Origin of the sequence: uncultured Duncaniella sp. (assembly GCF_910577345.1) — a bacterium.
Lineage (GTDB): Bacteria > Bacteroidota > Bacteroidia > Bacteroidales > Muribaculaceae > Duncaniella.
In genome coordinates, this window is sequence record NZ_CAJTMT010000011.1 from 15,284 (window position 1) to 36,621 (window position 21,338).

General features: G+C 49.8%; 15 protein-coding genes. 13 read left to right on the forward strand and 2 right to left on the reverse strand.

Annotated features, from left to right (window positions below; all coding sequences use genetic code 11):
- The first annotated feature begins 376 nt into the window (after nt 1-376).
- From QZ310_RS06440 to QZ310_RS06450, 3 genes are all read left to right on the forward strand, one after another.
- Nucleotides 377-2,668, forward strand: a complete 2,292-nt coding sequence (locus tag QZ310_RS06440; RefSeq protein WP_297071596.1) for an outer membrane beta-barrel protein — start codon at nt 377-379, stop codon at nt 2,666-2,668.
- A gap of 436 nt (nt 2,669-3,104) precedes the next feature.
- Nucleotides 3,105-3,734: a hypothetical protein gene (locus QZ310_RS06445; RefSeq protein WP_297071598.1), complete on the forward strand. Its 630-nt coding sequence runs from the start codon at nt 3,105-3,107 to the stop codon at nt 3,732-3,734.
- The gene (locus QZ310_RS06450; protein ID WP_297071600.1) at nt 3,731-4,015 is read left to right on the forward strand and encodes a transcriptional regulator; all 285 of its coding nucleotides are present in this window, start codon (nt 3,731-3,733) and stop codon (nt 4,013-4,015) included. The genes QZ310_RS06445 and QZ310_RS06450 overlap by 4 nt, the downstream gene beginning before the upstream one ends.
- A gap of 269 nt (nt 4,016-4,284) precedes the next feature.
- Here QZ310_RS06450 and QZ310_RS06455 read toward each other — a convergent pair whose 3' ends face one another.
- On the reverse strand, nt 4,285-4,806 hold the full coding sequence (locus tag QZ310_RS06455; RefSeq protein WP_297071602.1) for a hypothetical protein: 522 nt from the start codon (nt 4,804-4,806) through the stop codon (nt 4,285-4,287).
- A 30-nt stretch (nt 4,807-4,836) separates the two neighbouring features.
- Nucleotides 4,837-5,328: a sigma-70 family RNA polymerase sigma factor gene (locus tag QZ310_RS06460; RefSeq protein ID WP_297071604.1), complete on the reverse strand. Its 492-nt coding sequence runs from the start codon at nt 5,326-5,328 to the stop codon at nt 4,837-4,839.
- A 470-nt stretch (nt 5,329-5,798) separates the two neighbouring features.
- On the opposite strand from QZ310_RS06460, the gene QZ310_RS06465 reads away from it, so the two are divergent.
- The 10 genes from QZ310_RS06465 (at nt 5,799) to QZ310_RS06510 (ending at nt 21,336) form a co-directional block, all read left to right on the forward strand.
- On the forward strand, nt 5,799-6,248 hold the full coding sequence (locus tag QZ310_RS06465) for a nucleoside deaminase (protein WP_297071607.1): 450 nt from the start codon (nt 5,799-5,801) through the stop codon (nt 6,246-6,248).
- A 128-nt stretch (nt 6,249-6,376) separates the two neighbouring features.
- Complete coding sequence (locus tag QZ310_RS06470; RefSeq protein ID WP_297071608.1) at nt 6,377-7,075, forward strand: NAD-dependent deacylase; 699 nt, start codon at nt 6,377-6,379, stop codon at nt 7,073-7,075.
- A gap of 141 nt (nt 7,076-7,216) precedes the next feature.
- Complete coding sequence (gene topA / locus QZ310_RS06475; protein ID WP_297071610.1) at nt 7,217-9,559, forward strand: type I DNA topoisomerase; 2,343 nt, start codon at nt 7,217-7,219, stop codon at nt 9,557-9,559.
- Between the two features lie 45 nt (nt 9,560-9,604).
- Nucleotides 9,605-10,534 carry an RluA family pseudouridine synthase gene (locus QZ310_RS06480; RefSeq protein WP_297071611.1) on the forward strand — a complete coding sequence of 310 codons (930 nt, stop codon included), beginning with the start codon at nt 9,605-9,607 and terminating at the stop codon, nt 10,532-10,534.
- Between the two features lie 27 nt (nt 10,535-10,561).
- Nucleotides 10,562-10,963, forward strand: a complete 402-nt coding sequence (locus tag QZ310_RS06485; RefSeq protein ID WP_297071613.1) for a DUF1573 domain-containing protein — start codon at nt 10,562-10,564, stop codon at nt 10,961-10,963.
- A 177-nt stretch (nt 10,964-11,140) separates the two neighbouring features.
- Nucleotides 11,141-12,487: a T9SS type A sorting domain-containing protein gene (locus tag QZ310_RS06490; protein ID WP_297071616.1), complete on the forward strand. Its 1,347-nt coding sequence runs from the start codon at nt 11,141-11,143 to the stop codon at nt 12,485-12,487.
- 207 nt (nt 12,488-12,694) lie between these two features.
- Nucleotides 12,695-15,166 carry a thiol protease/hemagglutinin PrtT gene (locus QZ310_RS06495; RefSeq protein ID WP_297071617.1) on the forward strand — a complete coding sequence of 824 codons (2,472 nt, stop codon included), beginning with the start codon at nt 12,695-12,697 and terminating at the stop codon, nt 15,164-15,166.
- 30 nt (nt 15,167-15,196) lie between these two features.
- On the forward strand, nt 15,197-18,466 hold the full coding sequence (locus tag QZ310_RS06500) for a SusC/RagA family TonB-linked outer membrane protein (RefSeq protein ID WP_297071619.1): 3,270 nt from the start codon (nt 15,197-15,199) through the stop codon (nt 18,464-18,466).
- 18 nt (nt 18,467-18,484) lie between these two features.
- The gene (locus tag QZ310_RS06505) at nt 18,485-19,969 is read left to right on the forward strand and encodes a RagB/SusD family nutrient uptake outer membrane protein (RefSeq protein WP_297071622.1); all 1,485 of its coding nucleotides are present in this window, start codon (nt 18,485-18,487) and stop codon (nt 19,967-19,969) included.
- Nucleotides 19,966-21,336 (forward strand): TlpA disulfide reductase family protein, encoded by a 1,371-nt coding sequence (locus QZ310_RS06510; protein ID WP_297071624.1) that lies wholly within the window; start codon nt 19,966-19,968, stop codon nt 21,334-21,336. The genes QZ310_RS06505 and QZ310_RS06510 overlap by 4 nt, the downstream gene beginning before the upstream one ends.
- Nucleotides 21,337-21,338: the final 2 nt, after the last annotated feature.

The window sequence follows — 21,338 nt, forward strand, 5'->3', positions numbered from 1 at the left end:
CAGGTTATTAGCCAACGTTTCAGTGTGATTATACACGGCTCTTTTTCTAAAGCAGAGCATTTTATTTAATTCTACTTGTTTGCTCAAATTTCTTTTATCAAGGCTCTTTTGGTATCAAATAAAATCCGTATATTTGCATTTAATGAGATATTTCTCGTCACGAATTTTTGGAAAATAAGAAGCCTTATGCTTATTTGTAGTTTGAGAACGTAGGAAACTCCCAACAAGAGCAAGAGATAGCATGGTGTTTCTCACGCATGTGCGTTGGTCACTATTGTTACATCTGCTCTAACGTTTTCTTACGAACTTCAAACCGACATAGTTGACTCACGCTTCTATATATGAGTGCAATTCGAGCAAACTTGCTATAAAGACAATGACACGTTTAACTATTCTGATTACGGCTATATTAGTTTCAGTAGCCACAATGTCTGCAAGGACGATTCAAGGAGAAGTTCGCTCCGATAATGACTCGACAGTCATTGTGGGCGCAACCTGCCGACTCATGTCCGGCCCACAATTCATCAACGGTGTTACTACTGACGAGAATGGTGTATTTGACATATCCACCACTCTCAACTCGAAATTAATCCTTGAAATTTCCATGTCAGGATTTAATACCACTGAAATAGTAATTGAATCTGACAAAAACGTCAATGTGGGGACAGTTTATCTATCAGAGGGTATTACATTAGACGAAGTTCAAGTGTCTGCCAATTCGATGATTGATGCAAAAGGGCGAACAATTATATTCCCCTCCGGTTCTGATGTGAAAGCATCTTCAACTGCCATCAGCTTATTTCAGAAACTTCCTCTTGCCGGATTGGAAGCAAATCCAATCAATAGGACTTTGTCTGTTGATGGAGGTAGTCCGGTTATTCTCATAAACGGTGTTCCGTCGTCTATTGACGATTTCAATGCGCTTCAACCTAAAGATATTGCCAAGATTGAATTTTCAAGAATTACACCGGCTCGTTACGCCGACCGTGGCAACAACGGATTTTTGAACATTACACTCAAAAAACGCAATGACGGTGGACAAGTTTATATTTGGGGCAGAAGCGCTGTAAATACGGCGTTCGTTGATGGTAATGTGCGAGCCTCTTATCATCAAGGACCATCGCAATTCACGTTGTCATATAATCCATCATGGCGTAACTATCAACAAGTGTTCGACAATACCACAAAAAGCTATATCGGTGATGATTTCCGTGTGAATCTCGAAGAACACGACCGCAATCCTTTCAATTATCATTATCATAACATTGGGTTGAAGTACGATTATAGTCCAAATGTCAACACTCTGTTCTCGGCGACATTCCGTATGACTCCAAGTTATAACAAGAATCGTTCATTGGCAAATACCATTGACTCATATCTTGGCGAATACGAGAATCAGAACCTCACTACCAGTAAAGATTTGGCTCCATCGCTTGATTTATTTTTCAAGAGAGATTTCAATGAGAAAGACGCATTGGAGATACAACTGGTAGGAACGTTAAGTTCCAGCGATTATCGCCGTAATAACAAATACTTCTATAGTGACGGTTCAACATCCGACTATGTTATGGATGTTGATAGCCGCCGCCGTTCCCTTATCAGTGAGATTAGCTATACTCATTCTTTCAGTGACAAAACCACACTGTCGGCAGGTTATCAAAATACTGTTTCCCATAGTACCAACACATATCTCACAACAGACTATAAGCCTGTACTTACGGAGAACAATAACTATGTATATGCTCGATTGGGACAACAGATAGGTAAAGTTTATTTTTCGGTAGCAACCGGTGCAAAACTCTACTGGATAAAGAACGACCTTAACAAGAGACACTTCATTCGTAATCTGACTACAGCACAAATTTCGTGGAACATATCTCAGAAATGGAGTCTCGCCGGAGCATTTCAATACACTCCGAGCATTCCATCACTGTCAGCTCTAACCGACTATCCTCAACAACAGTCTCCTTATCTGATTTCAAACGGCAATCCCAATTTGAAAGTGTCTCAGAACTTCCTATATCAACTAATGCCCACGTTTCAGTATAAGAAATTCAGTGCATCACTGCTTATGAATTACCGCCATATAGGTGATTTTGTAATGGAAGACATGTTCTATCTTGGAAATAAAATGTTCATTTCACAATCCATCAATGCAAGGAAGTCGTGGTATGCAGGAGGCAATCTAAACTTGAAACTGAACGACATATATGGATTCGGAGCTAATGTCAATATAGGATTAGATCATTATGAAACTATGGGTCAGAAGTGGTGCCATCACTTAACTTCATTCGATGGAAGCTTTACCCTCTGGTGGAATAAAGGGCCATATACAATCTCGTATTGGCGTAAGATACCCGGGAAATATCTCAGTGGCAATCACGTTGGAAAAGATGAAAATGGAGATGCTCTCAGCGTTGAGTATAAGCCAAACAAGCACTGGACATTTGAGGCAAGTTGGATGTACATGTTTGATACGAAAGGAACAAAATACCCTTCATGGGGATACTCAAGCGTGAATCCATATTATAGAGAACGCTATATCAAGAACAACGGGAATATGGTTGTACTGTCAATCAGTTACTCGGCTGATTTCGGCTCAATCTTCCGTTCTTCTCGCCGTTCACTCAACAACTCAGATAATGGGTCTTCTTTGCTGAAGATGTAATTTATCAAAAAACGAAATGGATTATCAGCCCGACGAGAGAAAAGTTCTTTCGTCGGGCTGAATCGTTAACGACGGATTCTTCGGCTGATAGTCTGCCTCAGTGATTGCCACAGGTCTTTGAACCACTGAAAAAATTTCTAATTGTGGCGAATTCGCCATAATTAGACGCCTCAGAATTCAACATATCATAATATCAGCCTATTTTTCAGTGTGATTATACACGGCTCTTTCTCTAAAGCATAGCAGTGTTTTTTTGATAAAAAATCTTTTCAAAAATTTGGTTTATAAAATAAACCGCATTATCTTTGCAGTTGAAAATAGAGCGGAAACGCGCGACCGCTCTTTTTTAAGATCCTTTCGGTTTACATTATAAACCGATTTGCAAACTATCTTTATTTTTATCCTCTCATTTACCAACCCTCCAAAACTTCTTAACATGGAAGACAAAAAACTGACACCGCAAGAGAGCATGGAGCTGATAGCTGCCATGATTCAAAACACAAAACAGAGAGTCGCCTCTCCGAATCTCAAAATATCCGTGATGTGGGCTGTCCTCTCAATCGTAACAGCCACGGCCGCATGGGTGCTCCTCACCACCACCCACAACCTGTGGTTCAATCTCGTATGGTTTGCCATTCCGGTCATCGGAATACCGGCCAACATAATTATGTCGAACCAAACACGCAGCAAAAGTCTGACAAAAACCTATATCGACAGACTCAGCGACGGGGTGTGGAAAACCGTCGGCTACATAGCCATAGGCCTTACAATCATCTGCTTCATTGCCCAGCAATGCGGCTATCCGGGAGCTTGGCTTGCAATGTTATACTACGCTTTCATAATCGTAGGATTCGCAGCGGTGATTAGCGGACTGTTACTGCGTGAAAACTCCTACATATTCGGCGGATTCTTCTCCATTTTTTCAGGTTTTGCCGTCATCATCTGTAATCTCTGTCAGATTCCATTGTTATATTCATGGGTGGTTCCGCTCTATATCCTCTGCTTTCTCCTCATGTTCATTGTCCCTGCATTCATCGTCTCACGAAAACTAAAAAAGGAGGCATGATGAAGGAACTTGATCCGCTGTTGCATTCGCAACTACGTCTTGCCGTGATGTCAATACTCATGAATGTTGACGAGGCGGATTTCGTTTATCTCAAAGAGAAAACAGACGCCACCGCAGGCAACCTCAGCGTCCAGATCGACAAACTGTCGTCGGCCGGCTACATCTCAGTGGAGAAAGGATTCGTCGGGAAAAAGACACGGACCGTTTGCCAAGTGACTGAAAAAGGACGCAAGGCATTTGAGGAATATGTCGAAACGCTCAAAGAGTATCTCAACCTATAAATACAGCTTTTTCATCCATACAACCAGAGGGAGCTGTATAAAATCGACACAAGAGATACAAAAGCACAAAAGTGCATAAGAAACAAAAGATGTATTTTTCTGTAGAGCTGAGAGTTACTCTCATATCCTGTATTATAAAATTCTTTTGTCTCTTATGCACTTTTGTGCTTTTGTATCTCTTAGGTCGATTTGAGACAGTTCCCTCACCACAAAGAGCTAATTCCCTACAGATTTCAGAATCCCGCTCCGGACAAGCGTGCAGACAGATGTCACTTAATAGTATTGAGGTCGTGGAAAAGCCTTATATACTTAGGCCATAGATAACATATACCCCATAGGCATGAAAGCGCAAGTGTCGCCACACACAACCAGAAAGCTAAAGGACGCACCGACAGCAGATTCGGGAGGAAAAGCGTAAAGAACACTGCCAATCCGATGCCAAGCACAATCTCACCTGTGAGAGTAAGAAGCCTGATGGTTGTCGTCGCAGAAAAAAGCTTGGCAGGAGCAAGAGAGCCAATGTCGACCCGCTTTAGTTTTAGATACATAAACACATACCATACAGTAGCTATAACGAGATATATCACGAGAAATGCCCTGATATGGGCGGGAAAGGCTTGCGGATTCACATTGCCAATCCAAGAGGCTGCGAATACTACCGCGAGGACGGCAGTCGCAGTGAATGACTGGCGATACTTTTTGAGTATCTTCTTTTGCGCGGTTTCCGAGGCTTCCACATTGATGTTTATATCGGAAGATGTCTTTGCAAGCACCTGTTCAAGCGTTGACATGCTTTTTTTGAGTTCGTCGAGTTGCATAGGTTATATCGTTTTTGAAAGTTTTTCTTTAATGCGATGTATTTTAGTCGCAACCGTGTTGCGTTTCATGCCGAGAGTCTCAGCGATTTCCTCATACTGGAATTCATCGAGCCAAAGAAGGATGATGGCCTTCTCAATCTCTTCCAATCTGTTGATTAAGGAGTGTAATGCCTGAAGATTTTCTCTCTGGGCATCATCAAGCTCGGTTGACATTTCGAGCGAGGCGAGATCCATATCGACCGTCTCGACCTTTCTCCCGGTTGAGCGGAGAGCCATCAAGGCTGAATTGACAGCCACACGGTAGACCCATGTGGACACTTTGCTGTCGCCCCGGAAATTCTTCAGCCCAAGCCAGAGATTGATATAGATTTCCTGTCTCAAGTCATCAAAGGGCAGTTTCGGTGTCGCATAGAAATATGACACTTTGTTGATGATTCGAGAATGTTGCCTGATGAATGAAGCAAACTCTTTTTCGTTTATTGGTGGACTTGTCATATTGAAGTTGTTGGTTTTGCTTTGTTAGGTGCAGATAATTGCCAAAAAGTTTCATTGACGGACTGTTTTTTCATAAATATTATTGATTTAGCTTAGAGAATAGGCTGATAATCAATGATTACTCATATCAAAATATATCACATGGTAATATATCTCCGCCTGTGACATCCGGCAATCGCGATGGTAATCTCGCTTCCTTCCATCTTTGGGCATGTCCAGACCAGAACTGCGGAGCATTGCGTTAAAAATCTTGCAGAATTTATCCGCCATTACGAAAATTTCAATAACTTTGTCCTCGGTGAGCATAGCAATGAGAGTACTTATTTAGAATTCAACACTTTAAATTTACCACTTCTATCGCTAATCACCAATTTTCAGTTACTTAATTTTCATAGAACTCACATTAAATAACTTTATCATATTATCCTACCCCTGAATTCTCAACTCCATCACCAACCCGACAATTCACTATGACTCAACTTGAAACTGACGAGAAATATATGAGGATGGCGCTTGCGGAGGCGCGTGAGGCAATGGAGCGCGACGAGGTGCCGATCGGTGCTGTCGTAGTCTCGCCCCGCGGCATGGTCATCGGGCGTGGCCACAACCTGACCGAAGCACTCGCCGATGTGTCGGCCCACGCCGAAATGCAAGCCATCACCGCCGCAGCCATGACCCTCGGCGGAAAATATCTCCAGGACTGCACGCTCTACGTCACGGTCGAACCCTGCCTGATGTGTGCCGGAGCTATCGGCTGGGCGCAGATAAGCCGCATTGTCTACGGAACGGCTGACGATAAGCGTGGCTACCACACTTTCACTGCCAAATCCCCCTTCCATCCCCGTGCCGAAGTCGTGAAAGGTGTCCTCGGTGAAGAATGTGCCGACCTCATGCGCACATTTTTCAAATCCAAACGTTAGTGTTATAGAAGTATAGAGATTAAAGTATAGAGTATAGAGACGGATACTGAGTATTAAGTACTAAGTTCTAAGTAGTAAGTATGAAGTATGAAGTACTAAGTACTAAGTACGAAATTTAATTATAGCTTATGAAAAAGCCAAAACTCGTCATATCCTCCGGAGCCGGTATTTCGGCTGAGTCAGGAGTATCGACCTTCCGCGACGCAGGAGGTTTGTGGGAAAACTACCCGGTGATGGATGTTTGCAGTGCCGACGGATTCGCCCGCAACCCAGCACTCGTCCACCAATTCTACAACGAACGCCGCAAAGGGCTGATGAACTGCAAACCCAACGCTGCCCACACCGGTCTTGTCGAACTGGAGAAATGGTATGATGTCTACGTCATCACCCAGAATGTCGACGACCTCCACGAACGCGCAGGGAGCTCGAAAATCCTCCACCTCCACGGTGAGTTAATGAAAGTCCGCTCAACCCGCGACGAGACACGTGTCTACACACTTGACGAGGAACATCTCGAAACCACTCCCGATACCCGCGACAGCTACGGCGACCCCGTGCGCCCACATATCGTCTTCTTTCAGGAAGCCGTCCCCAATATCGAACGTGCCATCGAGTGGGCACAGGAAGCCGACATCTTCGCTGTCATAGGCACCTCTCTCGCCGTCTATCCCGCAGCGAGCCTCCTCCACTACGTCCGCCCGGGTGTACCTATATATTATATAGACCCGCGTCCGGCCCCCGTTCCGGGAAATGTTAATGTGATTGCAAAACCCGCCACCGTCGGCGTTGCCGAACTCGTCGAACTCCTCCGTCCGCGTGAAGTGTGATAAATTGTTAAAGCATTAACACATATTTAATATAATTTTTTACCTTTGCGCTCTGAAAAGCGATAAACGGCCCGATTTACAGGTCCGTTTGCCATCACCCGCAGGATTTCTTACCGTTCGGCGGAACACTTAAGCAAGAATATGTTGAAAAACCTCGTTATAGTAGAGTCTCCGGCAAAGGCCAAGACTATTGAAAAGTTCCTCGGCAAAGACTTCAAGGTCATGTCGAGCTATGGTCATATCCGTGACCTCCGCAAAAAAGATATCAGCATCAAGGTCGATTCCGACTTCCAGCCGGTCTATGAGATACCTGCTGACAAGAAAAATCTTGTGGCCGAACTCAAGAAGGCAGCCAAGGAGGCCGAGACCGTATGGCTCGCATCCGATGAGGACCGCGAGGGTGAGGCCATCGCATGGCATCTCTACGAAGTCCTCGGACTGAAACCGGAGAACACGAAGCGCATCGTTTTCCACGAAATCACCAAGAACGCCATCCTCAACGCCATCGAGCAGCCACGCGACATCGACCTTCACCTCGTCGACGCCCAGCAGGCCCGCCGAGTGCTCGACCGCCTCGTAGGCTTCGAGCTCTCCCCGGTGCTATGGAAGAAAATCAAGCCCGCGCTCTCTGCCGGCCGCGTGCAGTCAGTGGCCGTGCGCCTGATTGTCGACCGCGAAAACGAAATCAACGCCTTCACCTCCGAACCCTACTATCGCGTCACAGCCCTTTTCAACATTCCCGGCGACGGTCAGCTCCGCGCCGAACTCGCCAAGCGCCTCCCCGACGAGAAGAGCGCCCGCGAATTCCTTGAAGCCTGCAAGAAATCTGTCTATACCGTCACTGACATCAACGTCAAACCGGTCAAGAAATCTCCCGCTCCACCCTTCACAACCTCCACTCTCCAGCAGGAAGCGGGCCGCAAGCTCGGTTTCACTGTCTCGCAGACCATGATGATAGCCCAGAAACTCTATGAAGCCGGCTACATCACCTACATGCGTACCGACTCGCTCAACCTCTCGCAGCTTGCCATCAGCTCCATCTCCAAACTCATCACCGATGAGCTTGGAGAGAAATATCTCAAAGTGCGCCGCTACCACACCAACTCAAAAGGCGCGCAGGAAGCCCACGAAGCCATACGCCCGACATACATCGACAAGGAAACAGTCGATGGAAGCGCACAGGAAAAGCGCCTCTACCGTCTCATCCGTCTCCGCACAATGGCCTCGCAGATGGCAGATGCCGAACTCGAAAAGACAACAATCGACATAACCCCCTCCGAACGCACTGAACACTTCACCGCTACAGGCGAGGTCATCAAGTTTGACGGCTTCCTCAAAGTCTACCTCGAAGGCAATGATGACGACGACAATGGCGAAAACGAGGAGGGAATGCTCCCGCAGCTCAAAACCGGAGAGGTGCTCACCGCCGACAATGTCACCGCCTCCGAACGCTTCACACTCGCACCTCCGCGCTACACCGAATCCTCACTCGTAAAGAAGATGGAGGAGCTTGGCATAGGCCGTCCGTCGACCTACGCCCCGACCATCTCCACCATCCAGCACCGCGAATACATCGTCAAAGGCGAAAAGCCCGGCGAGAAGCGCGACTTCAAGGTCATGACTTTAAAGGCTGACGGTAAAATCACATCAAGCACGAAGAGCGAGAACGTCGGAGCCGAAAAGGGAAAACTCATCCCGACCGACACCGGTATCATCGTCAACGAATTCCTCACCCAGCACTTCCCCGACATCCTCGACTACGACTTCACGGCCGACATGGAACAGAAGTTCGACCGTATTGCCGAAGGAGAGAGCAACTGGAATCAGGAAATCGCCCGCTTCTACGGACTTTTCCATCCGGAAGTCGAGAAAGCCAACGAACTCCGCACCGAGCATAAGATAGGCGAACGCATCCTCGGCACCGACCCCGCCACAGGCGAACCCGTTTCGGTGAAAATCGGACGTTTCGGACCCATTGTCCAGATTGGCTCCACAGAGTCAAAGGACAAACCGCGCTTTGCCTCACTCCGCAAGGACCAGAGCGTCTTTGACATCGAACTCGCCGAAGCTCTCAAACTCTTTGACCTCCCGCGCGAAGTCGGTGAGTTCGAAGGCAAGGAAGTCATTGCCGCAGTAGGCCGTTTCGGGCCCTACCTCCGCCACGACGGCAAGTTTGTCAGCATCCCCAAGGACCTCTCCCCGACATCAATCACCATCGAGGAAGCTGCCGAACTCATCACTGCCAAGCGCGAGGCCGACAACAACAAGGTGCTCAAAACCTTCGATGAAGATCCCGACGTGCAGATACTCAACGGCCGCTACGGTGTCTATATCGCCTGCAAGAAAAACAACTACAAGATTCCCAAATCTGTGGAAAATCCTGCCGACCTCACGCTCGAACAGGTGCGTCAGCTCATCGAGGAGCAGGACAAGGCACCCAAGCGTCCTGCTCGCCGTGCCTCCACACGCACAAAGAAATCCTGATAGTTCAACAGTCCACAATCCGTCAATAAAATACATAAATCTGACATGGCAAAGAAAACATTCTCCACCAAACCCGGAGCTGAGCGCAACAGCTTCAAGCCTGACGTTATCGAGACATACAGCGTCAATGAAGACGCGCGTCTGCTTGAATTCCTCATTCAGGCTATGCCCGACCGCAAACGCACGGCAATCAAGAATCTTCTGAGCCACAATCAGATTGCAGTCAACGGCATTCCGGTCACCCAATTTGACACCGAGCTTCACCCCGGCGACGAGGTGAAAGCCAACCTTACGCGCGAATTCCGCGTGTTCTATAACCGTAGGCTCAAACTCGTCTATGAGGACGACGACATCATCGTTGTCAACAAAGGCTACGGCCTCCTTTCGATGGGTACCGACAAAATCAAGGACGGAACTGCCTACAGCATCCTGCGCGACTATCTGAAATGGAAAGATCCGCGCAACAAACTCTTCATCGTCCATCGTCTTGACCGCGACACTTCCGGACTCATGGTCTTTGCAAAGACTCAGGAAGCCAAGGACCGTCTGCAACACAACTGGAACAACATGGTGCTTTCGCGCAAGTATCTCGCCGTGGTCGAAGGCAAACCTGAACCCGAAGAGGGAACAGTCAAGAGCTATCTTGCCGAGAACTCCCGCTTCGAGGTCTACTCGACCAAAAATCCGGAGGAAGGACAGCTCGCCATCACGCGCTACAAAACCCTCAAGAGCCGCAACGGCTACTCACTTATGGAAGTGTCGCTTGACACAGGCCGTAAGAACCAAATCCGTGTCCACATGAAGGACCTCGGGCATCCGATTGCCGGTGACCGCCGCTACGGTGCCAAGAGTTCACCCATCCATCGCATGGCACTCCATGCACAGACCCTGCGCTTCGTGCATCCCATCACCCGCAAGGACATGAACTTCTCAACCCCCATCCCCGCCTCTTTCTCCAAGATGGTGGCAATGTAAGGATCAGGATAAACATCTGCACTCATCATGAAACGGCTCTCCCTCTCATTGTCGGCAATCCTTTTCGCGTCAATATCCCTATTGGCCGATGAGCCTCTGACCACCGATGATTTCTCGGCACGCATGAGCTTCGACAAAACAGTCGTTGACTTAGGCGAATTAAACAAGGCCGATGGTGAGAAGCCTTTCAACTTCCAACTTGTCAATTCGGGCAATGCTCCATTGGTCCTGACCTATCTGCACGCATCGTGCGGATGTATGCGCCTCTCCTATCCACGCCAGCCGATTCCTCCGGGGGATACTGTAAACATCTCCGGCATCTTAAATCCCCACAGCCTTAACTCAGGCGACTTCAAGCGCAATGTCCTCGTGCGCTCAAATGCCGAACCTTCTCAAGCCCGTCTTTTCATCATCGGCAAAATTCAGTAATCTGCACATCTCACCTACCAATGTGTAGATTTATTATGATTTAGCCTAATTTCTGTTTCAATTTGCTATGATTTTGTAGTTTTTTAGGGGGTACTTATTGTAAATATGCCATATTATGGATATATTTGCAATAATATTTGTGACTTATTTCCAATCATTAACATTATACCCCTCATCATGAAAAGACTTTTACTCCCTATCATCACAGCATGTGTGTGCGTGGCTCCTGCCTTTGCAGATGAAGTTTACGGCACATCACCTGAAACCGCAAAGCCCTTCCCCACAGGCGGATGGTTCCTCCCGACACTTGACGGCGCTCCCTCCGAGGCTTGGTTCACAATAACTTCACCAAAAGCAAATCCCGCTCAGTGGGGCGACTGTCCAGGCACAGACAAACTAATCTGGATTTATCTTTGCGATGGAGGACAAGAAGCCATGCAGCCAATGGGTGCTGAAGGAAGCAATACATACGCCCTTTTGCCCAATCAGGAATATCTTGTCAAAATCACACCAAAGGTCGCTGGATTTTACGGAATGAGTCCTTTTATGGAATTTCCTGCTAAATGGGAAGGTCTCTACAAATATTATCCCAAGAATATGACTGAAACTCCCGGTGCCACCCACACATTAGCTCCGGGTGAAACAAGATGGTATCTCTACAATTTCAACTATCCATCGCAGGTAACCACAAAATACATGGGAATTATGCCTGTGCTTGATATTGAAAAAGTCGAAGCCATCCATAATGAATGTCCCGGCGGCACTAACATCGGCAACGGTATGATAGGCCCATACGTCAAGGCCGGTCAAAACATTATCGGTGTGACTGTCTCATCAACAGCAACAACCGACGCAGTCTTCACTGTCGGTCTCGATGCCATGGTCACTCTCAGCTGCAACAACAATCTGCTCCGCGGTCAGAGCCTTGTCCTCGATGCGGCAAACACCTATCCTGACGCATATTACACCGTTGACCGCTTCTTCACAGTTCCCGAAGACGGAACATATACCTTCATCAACCACGGTGCGAAAGGCACAATCCTCAACGTAGGCATGGTTAAACTTACCGACCCCGCCAATGAATACGCCTACGAATGTGACTGGTCCAACATCCAGAGCGCAACCGTCGGTAATGAAGATGCGACAGTCGTCGTTTCAGGTCTTAAAGCAGGCGAGAAAGTCCTCGTGCAGTCTGACGCATTCGGTGTTATCGGCGAAGGTGCAAGCAACCTCCCCTACCTCAAGGTTGTCAAGGGTGACCAGTCAGGTATCGCAGATGTGACTGCCGACGGCAATACCCTCAAGGTCAACGCAGCCAACGGCAAACTGAATGTGGAGAGCGTTCTCCTCGCTTCAGGTGCTGAAGTAGCCGTCTACGACATGATGGCCCGCAAGGTTGCATCGGCTACCGCTGCAAACGGTGCTTCGAACCTCGAAATGAATCTCGACGTGACTCCCGGCGTTTACATTGTCGTTGTCTACGGCAAGGGCAACTCCGAATCAGCCAAGATTGCTGTCAAATAAGGTACAGTAACCTCTTATAGCACTACCAAGGGGGGCATACACACCAAATGCCCCCCTTTCTGTCAATTCCGCAAATTTCCGAAACCATATATCCATAACCCTGATGAAGTATCAAAATCCGGTTCTTTGATACAACAGACCCATCATCCATCACACAGTATATATCATAACATTATTACAAGTCCTATAATAAACCAACCGAATCCCATGAAAAGAGCATTTCTGATATGCATACTCACAGAGATGTCATTCGCAAGTATAATAGCAGCTCCCGTCGACCGCAACGCCGCACTCATTTCCGCTGAAAAATTTCTCGCGGAGCGCGGTGTGACCGCCGGTCTCACTCCCTGCCCAACGGAGCGTACGGGCAGAAGTTCAGAAGCTGCCGACGAACCATTCCACATTTTCAATCTCAATGATGGAAACGGCTATGTAATCATAGCCGGCGACGATCGGGCGCAGACCGTCCTCGCCTACAGCGACAGCGGCTCACTCGACTTTTCATCCATGCCTGAGACATGTAAGGCATGGCTTCAGCAATATGCCGACCAAATCCAGTCCCTACCCACAGAGCAAACTGCAAGCGCAACGGAAAGAAAAACTCCGCTCATCTATTCGCAAATGCCCGTTGCCCCGCTTCTAAAAAGCAAATGGGACCAAGCTGCCCCCTACAACAACCTTTGCCCTACCGACAAGACAACAGGCTCACGATGCCTGACAGGCTGTGTGGCAACTGCGACAGCACAGGTGATGTATCATCACCGCTACCCTGAGCGTCCGGTGGGCACCATCACCTACGATGACAATGCCCAGGGCCTCACCCGCACCTTTGATTTCACTACAGTCGGAGCTTTTGACTGGGACGCGATGACTGACACTTACTCCTCCGCGTCTCCCGACAACAGCAAACTTGCCGTGGCTACACTCATGAACGCAGCCGGTCATGCCATGCGAATGCAGTATTCACCCAATACGAGCATGACCGCCATCCGCTATGCCATCGACGCATTGGTCAACCACTTCGATTACGATAAAAACATCCATTACTACGAACGCCGTTTCATGACGGATCAGGAATGGGTCGATGTAGTCACCGCCGAAGTGCAGGCAGGCCGTCCGGTCATCTATGATGGGCGAAACACATCTATGGGCCATTCCTTCGTCTGTGACGGATATGACGGAAAAGGCTTCTACCACTTCAACTGGGGTTGGAGCGGAATGAGCGACGGCTACTACAGCCTCTCCGCCATTATTCCGACCCAGCAATCGTCAGGAGGTTCTGACAACGGCTACACCCACAGCCAGTCCATCATCTGCCATATCGCACCTCCCGGACGTGAAGACTCCACACCGCAGACCGACTATCTCCTGTCCATCCGTGAACTCTATTTCCGCGATGCAAACGCCTATTACGTCGCCGACGCAACATCCGTGATAAGCTCTCCCCTCTCAGCCGCCCAATTGTTTTTTTATGTCGACAACATCGGCTACTTCAACTTTGAGGGTGAAGTCTGGGCTGTGAGGACCGACAACGGCTCCATCACACCAATCTTAAAAGGCACTCCGGTCCAAGGCCCCTACTCCACTGGCTATACCTTCCCGCTATCCGAGGCAAAACTTGAGGACGGCAGCTACACAATCGGTTTCTACTACCGTCTGAACGGTTCGGAAACCCTTCACCGGATACCCACAGTTCCCGGTCGTCCGTCAACCTGCCTTGCCACTGTCAACGGTGAGAACGTCACGCTCAGCCAAGTCCCCGCACTCTCCGATGTAATGCTTGCCTCCGACTTTGAACCCGGCACAATCTATGCCGGAAAGAACAAGGTCTGGACACTTGACATTCTCAACAACGGCAATCAGCGCCTCGAAGCCTACGCAGGTGTAGCGCTCATGAAAGCCGACGGTTCTGATGCCAAGTATTTCACAACTCAGATCCTCTGTCCTGCCGACGACAGCATTTCAGTCATCGTCAATGCCAACCTCAGAAATGTCGAAGCCGGTGAGTATCTCGCCATGCCCTTCTACTCACTGACTTCCAACCCTTCCGCTGCCGACATAAAACCCTTCTCACGTCCGATGAACGTGACAGTCGCAACCTTCCCCTCGCTTGTAGTGCTTCCGACCGGCAACGCATCCTACTTCTCAATGGACAAAGGCGACCAATCGGTTGACGTGCAGATTACCAATCTTGGCACCGCACTCCGCGAAGGGACCATGACTGCGACCGTCAGCAAAACCGACGGCACAGTCTACCCCGGCACACTGTCAGCCGACTTCTCAATCGACGCCAACGCAAGCAATACTGTCACACTCAAAGCCAATGGCCTTGACATTGAAAAGGGTAACCACTATATCAATTTCTACATCGGCGAAGGAGCTGAACACCACGTCGCAACCTCCGTCATAATGGTCACCGACAATCAGAGCGCTCTCGAATCCGTCAATCTCAACCCTGCTGAAATCAGCATTGAAGCAGGAAGAATCACCGTCACTTCAGACCATAACATTTCAAATGTCAGACTCACCGACATGTCAGGCCGTACTGTCTCAGCCATGACTGTCAACTCTCACGATGCAGAAATCACTACGTCTGACCTCGCTGACGGTGTCTATATCCTCATTGTCAACACCGACGGCAATGAGCCGATGGTCAAGAAACTCGTCATCCGTAAATAATCGAAAAACCAGAACAAAGCAAAATCAGTAATGCATAAGAATACCAACATTATCTGCAAATCACTCGTGATAGCGACATTCGGGCTTTTCCTCACGCCTGCAATGCCGTCGAGAGCCGAAGCTGCAGCCTCAACCCTTGCAGTTCCTCCGGCACAGACATATAAGATTAAGGGAACAGTCGTTGATGAGCTCAACGAACCCCTCCCCGGAGCAACCGTCTTCGTCAAAGGTACAAAAAACGGCACCGGAACCGACATCGACGGCAATTTCGAGCTGAAAGTGCCCAAACAGGGCAAAGTGACACTCCTCGTGACCTACGTCGGCATGAAAAACAAAGAAGTGCAGACCACCACAGGCTCTAACATCGAAATCGTGATGGAAACCAACGCCGACATGCTCGACGAAGTCATCGTCTCAGGTTTCCAGACAATCTCCCGCGAACGCAACACCGGTTCGGCTGTCGTGGTCGGAGCCGAGAAGCTCGGAAAGATACAAGCCCCCGACCTCAGTTCGAAACTCGAAGGTATCACCCCCGGTCTTACCATCTACAACAATCAGATGAGCATCCGAGGCAACTCCTCATTCTCCATCGCGAGCACACCGCTGCTTGTTGTCGACGGTCAACCGGCAACCGGCATGAGCCTCGACGACATCAACCCCAACACCATCGAGAGTGTGACGGTGCTTAAGGATGCCGCCGCCACATCGCTCTACGGTGTCTACGCGTCAAACGGTGTGATTGTCGTCACCACCAAACGCGGAGCCGACCGCAAGCTCGAAGCCCACTTCTCACTCGGACTTTACTACAATCCCCTCCCCTCACTCGACTATCAGCACTACGCATCGACATCCGACATCATCGACCTCGAACGCCAGATGCTCCTCAGCGATCCTGACTATATCAAAAGCCCGTCAGGCTACTTCGCGACAAAGACAAGCAAAACCAATGCGGCATATATGTCGCAGGTCGACATGCTCTACTATCGCCTCTCGCGCAACGAACTCAGCGAGAGCGAGGTCAATGCCTCCCTTGACCTCCTGCGCCGCAACGACTACCGCGAGGAATATCGCAAACACCTCTTGCAGAACAGTCTCCGTCAGGACTACAACGTCACCCTCAACGCCGGTTCCGACAAATACAGCTTCTATGCCGCCTTCCGCTACGAGAAAGCCGGTCTCCACACCAAGTATGACAATGATGACCGTTTCTCGTTCTATACCCGCAACGATCTCAAGGTCGCTCCCTGGATGAAACTCACTCTCGGTGCCAACGTATGGCTCAAAAAGAGTTCCTACACCCAGGCAAGCGGTCTCGGAGCAACGGCCGCGATGCCCTACGACACTCTCTATGACAACGACGGAAACCTCTCATACCGCTACCTCTACAATCAGGTACTCGCCGAAGAGGTCAATGCCACGGAGGGTCTGAACTTCATGGGCTACAATGCCATCGAGGAGTCAGGCTACAACAAATACCGCAGCGATGACCTCTACACCAAATACTTCCTGCAGGCGAACTTCGACCTTCTCCCCGGACTTGACCTCGAACTCAAAGCCCAGTATGAGAAGCGCAAGGTCAACGCGACCGAGTATGACGAAGCCGATTCCTACATGATGCGCTCGATGATTAACGAATTCGCATCAGCCAACTCGCGCGGGGGCTTCACCTACAATATCCCGCAGGGAGGACGCATGTATTACCGCGACACCAACTATGACAACTACAACGTGCGCGCGCAGTTCAACTACCGCAACACTTTCGGAGAGAAACATGACGTGACCGCACTCCTCGGAGCTGAAGCCCGCGAGGACAAGACGACCCAGCATATCGGCGAACGCTACGGTTTCGATGCGCAGCGTCTCACCTACGGTCAGGTCGACTGGAAAACCCTCTCGCAGACAGGCGTGGTAGGCTCCCTCTATGCCGCCTCCCGCACCAAAGCTGAAAACCTCTATGTAGCCGACGTGAAACACCGCTACGTTTCCGCATATTTCAATGCCGGATATGTCTATGATTCGCGCTATTCGCTCAACGCAAGTGTGCGCGTCGAGCAGGCCGACCTCTTCGGCAGCGATCCCAAGTACCGCTACCGTCCCCTCTGGTCGGTAGGTGGCAGTTGGAACGTCGATAAGGAACAATTCATGCGCGACTTAACATGGATAAACATGCTCAAAGTGCGTGCCACATACGGTATCACCGGTATGGTCGACCAAAGCTCATCACCCTACCTACTCGCGTCATTCGCGACATCGCCATACTCCAATGGCCCTGTCACCATCATTCTCACACCTCCCAACAGCTCACTCCGCTGGGAAAAGACATCGACAGTCAACGCCGGTATCGACTTCATGCTCATCAACCGCCTGTCGGGTAGTTTCGACTTCTACCGCAAATATAGTTCCGACCTCCTCGTCAACAAGAGCATCGACCCCTCGCTCGGCTTTGACGGCATGGCCCGCGCCAACAACGGTGCGATGAAGAATGTCGGTGTAGAACTCAACCTCAGCTATGACTGGGTGAAGAACCGCGATTTCACATTCACGACCACTTTCTCGGCTGCCTACAACAAGAACACAATCGAGAAAGTCGACTACAAGCCGACAGATGCCCTCGACATGATGCGCTACCCGACTTCCAACTATCTTCAGGGCGACACTTACAACTCCCTCTATGCCTACAAGTATGCAGGACTGACCGAAAATGGAAACCCCTCGGTCTATGACCAGAACGGCGACGTTGTGTCAATCAATCCTGTCCGCAACATCGGAGCTGTTGTCTGCGTCGGTCAGCTCGCCCCGAAATGGAACGGTGCGCTCAATCTCGACTTCCGCTGGCGCGACATCTCTGTATTTGCAAAGATGGTCTACTATGCAGGCCATTCGCTCCGACTCGACGTGCCCACTCTCTATGACTCTACCCACAAGCTCCTCGACGGAGCCGTCAGCGAGGACATCGTCGATCGCTGGACCGAGGACAACACCGACACCAACATTCCCGTCATGGGCATCCACGGCGACAGCGGTGAGCGCAACGAACACTGGCGCTACGCCGATGTCAACACCGCAAGCGCATCGTTCATCAAACTTCGCAACATCGGTGTCGCCTACACCTTCCCGACGCGCTTGCTCAAAAAGACCCACGCATTCAAGGGTGCGCAGGTGCGTTTCCAAATCGACAATCTCTGCCACTGGGCTTCCAACAAACACGACATCGACCCGGAAGCATTCAATGCCAACACAGGCTACAGAACCGATCAGCAACGCCCGACATATATCTTCGGTCTTAACTTCAATTTCTAATCCAACCTGAAAACATTCATGAATATCAGAACCAACATATCAGCCATACTTGCAGGTTCACTCATGCTGCTTTCGTCATGCGACAGCTATCTCGATGTTGAACCGAAAGGCAAAACCCTCCTTGAAACCACCGACGACTATCTCGGACTGCTCGAAGAGATTTCGCCGACCTACGACCACGCCAACAGCCTCAACATCTGCAACGAAGCCTCATGGTATAAGGTCGAGGAACTCAAAAACTACACCTCCCCACTTCGCTCTGCCGGCTTCCTTTGGGACGACAGCTATGACCGTGCGTCGGTAACCATCAATGACTATCTCTACAACAATTGCTACAACCGCATCACAAACTATAACGTGATTGTCAGCAAAGTCCACACGGCCAAAGGCCCTGAGGAGGACAAGACCCTCGCGCTTGCCCAGGCAAAAATCATGAGAGCCTACAACTACTTCTTCCTCGTCAACACCTACGCCAAGCCCTACGACCCGGCTACTGCTGACGCGACAAACGGCATCATCGTGAGGGAGAAAATGTTTGAGAGCATCGAGGAGAAGGGGATTCAGCAGAGCGTAGGCTATGTCTACCGTTTCATCCAGCAGGACATCGACGAGGCTGTCAACGACCTCCCGCATGTAGCGCTCAACGCCTTCCGTCCCGACAAGACTTTCGGCTATGCTTTCAAAGCAAAGGTCCATCTTTTCAAACGCGAAATCGACGAATGTATCGCTGCCTGTCTCGCCGCACTGGAGGAAGCTCCGGCCGGGCATCACGAACTGTGGAACATGAACGACGAGTATAACCGCTACGCTCCGCAGTTGCTCATGGCCTACGGAACTGACCGCGCCATTGACCGTCCGGAATACATGGGCCTCAACGACGCTATCGAAAGCATCTGGAAAAACGGTGTGCAGAAAGGATATGATGCCTCTGAAAACCTCCTCTATCAGTTCGGCACCACCTACAATGACCCCTTCCCGATGTATCTCAGCTCCGATGTCATCAACCTCTTCGAGCCCAACGCCGACCTCCGCGAACTCTACTGCATCCGTTATCGCCGTACCCATGAAACAGCTCCCGAAGGTCACCGCGAGTTCGCCTCGATGGGCATACGCTGGAATCCCTCGGGTATGCGCTTCTCGGAAGTCTATCTGATGCTTGCCGAATGTTATGCACGCAAAGGTTCTCCGGAGGACATCGCAAAATCAATGGCCTATCTCGACATGCTGCGTTCACACCGCAACATCACCGCGCGCTACACCCGACTCAACACCACCGATGCAACCGAAGCCTTGAAATTTGTCCGCGAGGAGCGCAAACGTGAACTCTTCTTCACCTACAACGGCTTCTTCGACCTCCGCCGCTTTGCAACAGAGTTCAACGAAACGCAGACCAAGGTGTTTGAAGGCGAAACCTACACCCTCTCACCGACCTCAACGCTTCTCACCTTCCCCTTCCCGCTCAAAGCAATGCAGACAAGCGACTTAAAACAGAATAGCAAATGAAAAGTCTGATTCTTTCACAATTAATCATATTGGGTGCCGGACTATGCCTCCATGCATCCGCTGCAACACCTGCAACTGTTAAAATCAGCAACCGCTCCGGCGAAAACATCTGTTTCCAACCGGAGACAGCGCTTGAATACAGCCGTGTGACCGCCCCCGACACGCTTATCACCATCAACGACTCCCCGGCCTACTATCGTCTCGTATCGGCCGACGGCACATTCTACCCTGTCTTCATCTCCCCCGGTTCGACAACCGACATCACTGTTGCCAACGACGGAGTGACCGTTGCGGGCAGCAATGAGAAAATCAACCGTTTCATCAAGGATAACGCCTACATCTGCCGTACCCCCAAATCAATCAAGACATATTCACCGGAGTGGGTTGACTACAACGAGCGGGCCATTGCATCGCTCGACTCATTGATTGACGCATCAGGTTTCGACGGGGAATTTGCAGCGATGCACAAGCTCTATAACCGCTACACCTTCCTCAACCAACGTCTCGGAGGCTTGACACTGGCGAAAGCCTTCCGCCCCGGTGGTAAGAAAATCGAAATCGGCGAGGACTTCTACAATTTCCTCGACACTCTGAAATTCACGGACTCGCGCATACTCGCGATTCCGAAATGGTTCAACGTGGTGAACAGCGCACTTGAGACAAAAGAGAGCCGCGGGCTGCTTCCTGTCGACAATGACAACTACATGTCGATTTTCGCCAATGCCATCGAAAATGAAAAAGTGCGCTCCCACTATCTCACAGATCTCCTCGCGCTCACGCTGAAACGCAACTATCTGAACGATTTCAGCCGTCAGCTTCCGACGGTGAAAGCCCTCATTACCGATGCTGACGCCCGCTCAAGACTGTCGGCTCTCGAAAAAGAATATGCCGAAAAGGCTGCGGCTGAAGCCAATGTGTCGGCCGGCACACAAATGCCGGAATTTACATTCAAGGATGTTGACGGTAAGGAATATGCTTTCTCAGATTTCAAGGGCGATTATGTGATTCTCGACTTCTGGTTCACAGGCTGTGCTCCCTGCCGTGCCGAGATGCCCTACTTCGACGAAGTGGCCAAGGCTTTCGACGGTCGCGGAGTGAAATTCATCTCGCTATCTGTCGACACCGGCGAGGAGCTTTATGCTGCATGGGAAAAGATCATCCGCGAAAAGCCCCACACTCCCGGAGTGTTGAGCGTGAACCTTCCCGACGGCTTCAACTCTCCCCTGCTCGGCAAACTGAACATCCACGGTGTGCCTCGCATCATGCTCATTGACCGTGATGGCAAGATAGTCGAGAGCTACGCCAAACGCCCCTCCGACCCCAAACTCCGCCAGCAACTCGAAAATCTCACGAAGGAAGGGAGATAGAA

Coding starts and splice junctions, on each gene's coding strand:
- QZ310_RS06465 (WP_297071607.1), top strand. CDS start 5,799: ATGACTCAACTTGAAACTGACGAGAAATATATGAGGATGGCGCTTGCG.
- QZ310_RS06510 (WP_297071624.1), top strand. CDS start 19,966: ATGAAAAGTCTGATTCTTTCACAATTAATCATATTGGGTGCCGGACTA.
- QZ310_RS06445 (WP_297071598.1), top strand. CDS start 3,105: ATGGAAGACAAAAAACTGACACCGCAAGAGAGCATGGAGCTGATAGCT.
- QZ310_RS06505 (WP_297071622.1), top strand. CDS start 18,485: ATGAATATCAGAACCAACATATCAGCCATACTTGCAGGTTCACTCATG.
- QZ310_RS06455 (WP_297071602.1), bottom strand. CDS start 4,806: ATGTCAACGCTTGAACAGGTGCTTGCAAAGACATCTTCCGATATAAAC.
- QZ310_RS06480 (WP_297071611.1), top strand. CDS start 9,605: ATGGCAAAGAAAACATTCTCCACCAAACCCGGAGCTGAGCGCAACAGC.
- QZ310_RS06460 (WP_297071604.1), bottom strand. CDS start 5,328: ATGACAAGTCCACCAATAAACGAAAAAGAGTTTGCTTCATTCATCAGG.
- QZ310_RS06485 (WP_297071613.1), top strand. CDS start 10,562: ATGAAACGGCTCTCCCTCTCATTGTCGGCAATCCTTTTCGCGTCAATA.
- QZ310_RS06495 (WP_297071617.1), top strand. CDS start 12,695: ATGAAAAGAGCATTTCTGATATGCATACTCACAGAGATGTCATTCGCA.
- QZ310_RS06490 (WP_297071616.1), top strand. CDS start 11,141: ATGAAAAGACTTTTACTCCCTATCATCACAGCATGTGTGTGCGTGGCT.
- topA (WP_297071610.1), top strand. CDS start 7,217: ATGTTGAAAAACCTCGTTATAGTAGAGTCTCCGGCAAAGGCCAAGACT.
- QZ310_RS06450 (WP_297071600.1), top strand. CDS start 3,731: ATGATGAAGGAACTTGATCCGCTGTTGCATTCGCAACTACGTCTTGCC.
- QZ310_RS06440 (WP_297071596.1), top strand. CDS start 377: ATGACACGTTTAACTATTCTGATTACGGCTATATTAGTTTCAGTAGCC.
- QZ310_RS06500 (WP_297071619.1), top strand. CDS start 15,197: ATGCATAAGAATACCAACATTATCTGCAAATCACTCGTGATAGCGACA.
- QZ310_RS06470 (WP_297071608.1), top strand. CDS start 6,377: ATGAAAAAGCCAAAACTCGTCATATCCTCCGGAGCCGGTATTTCGGCT.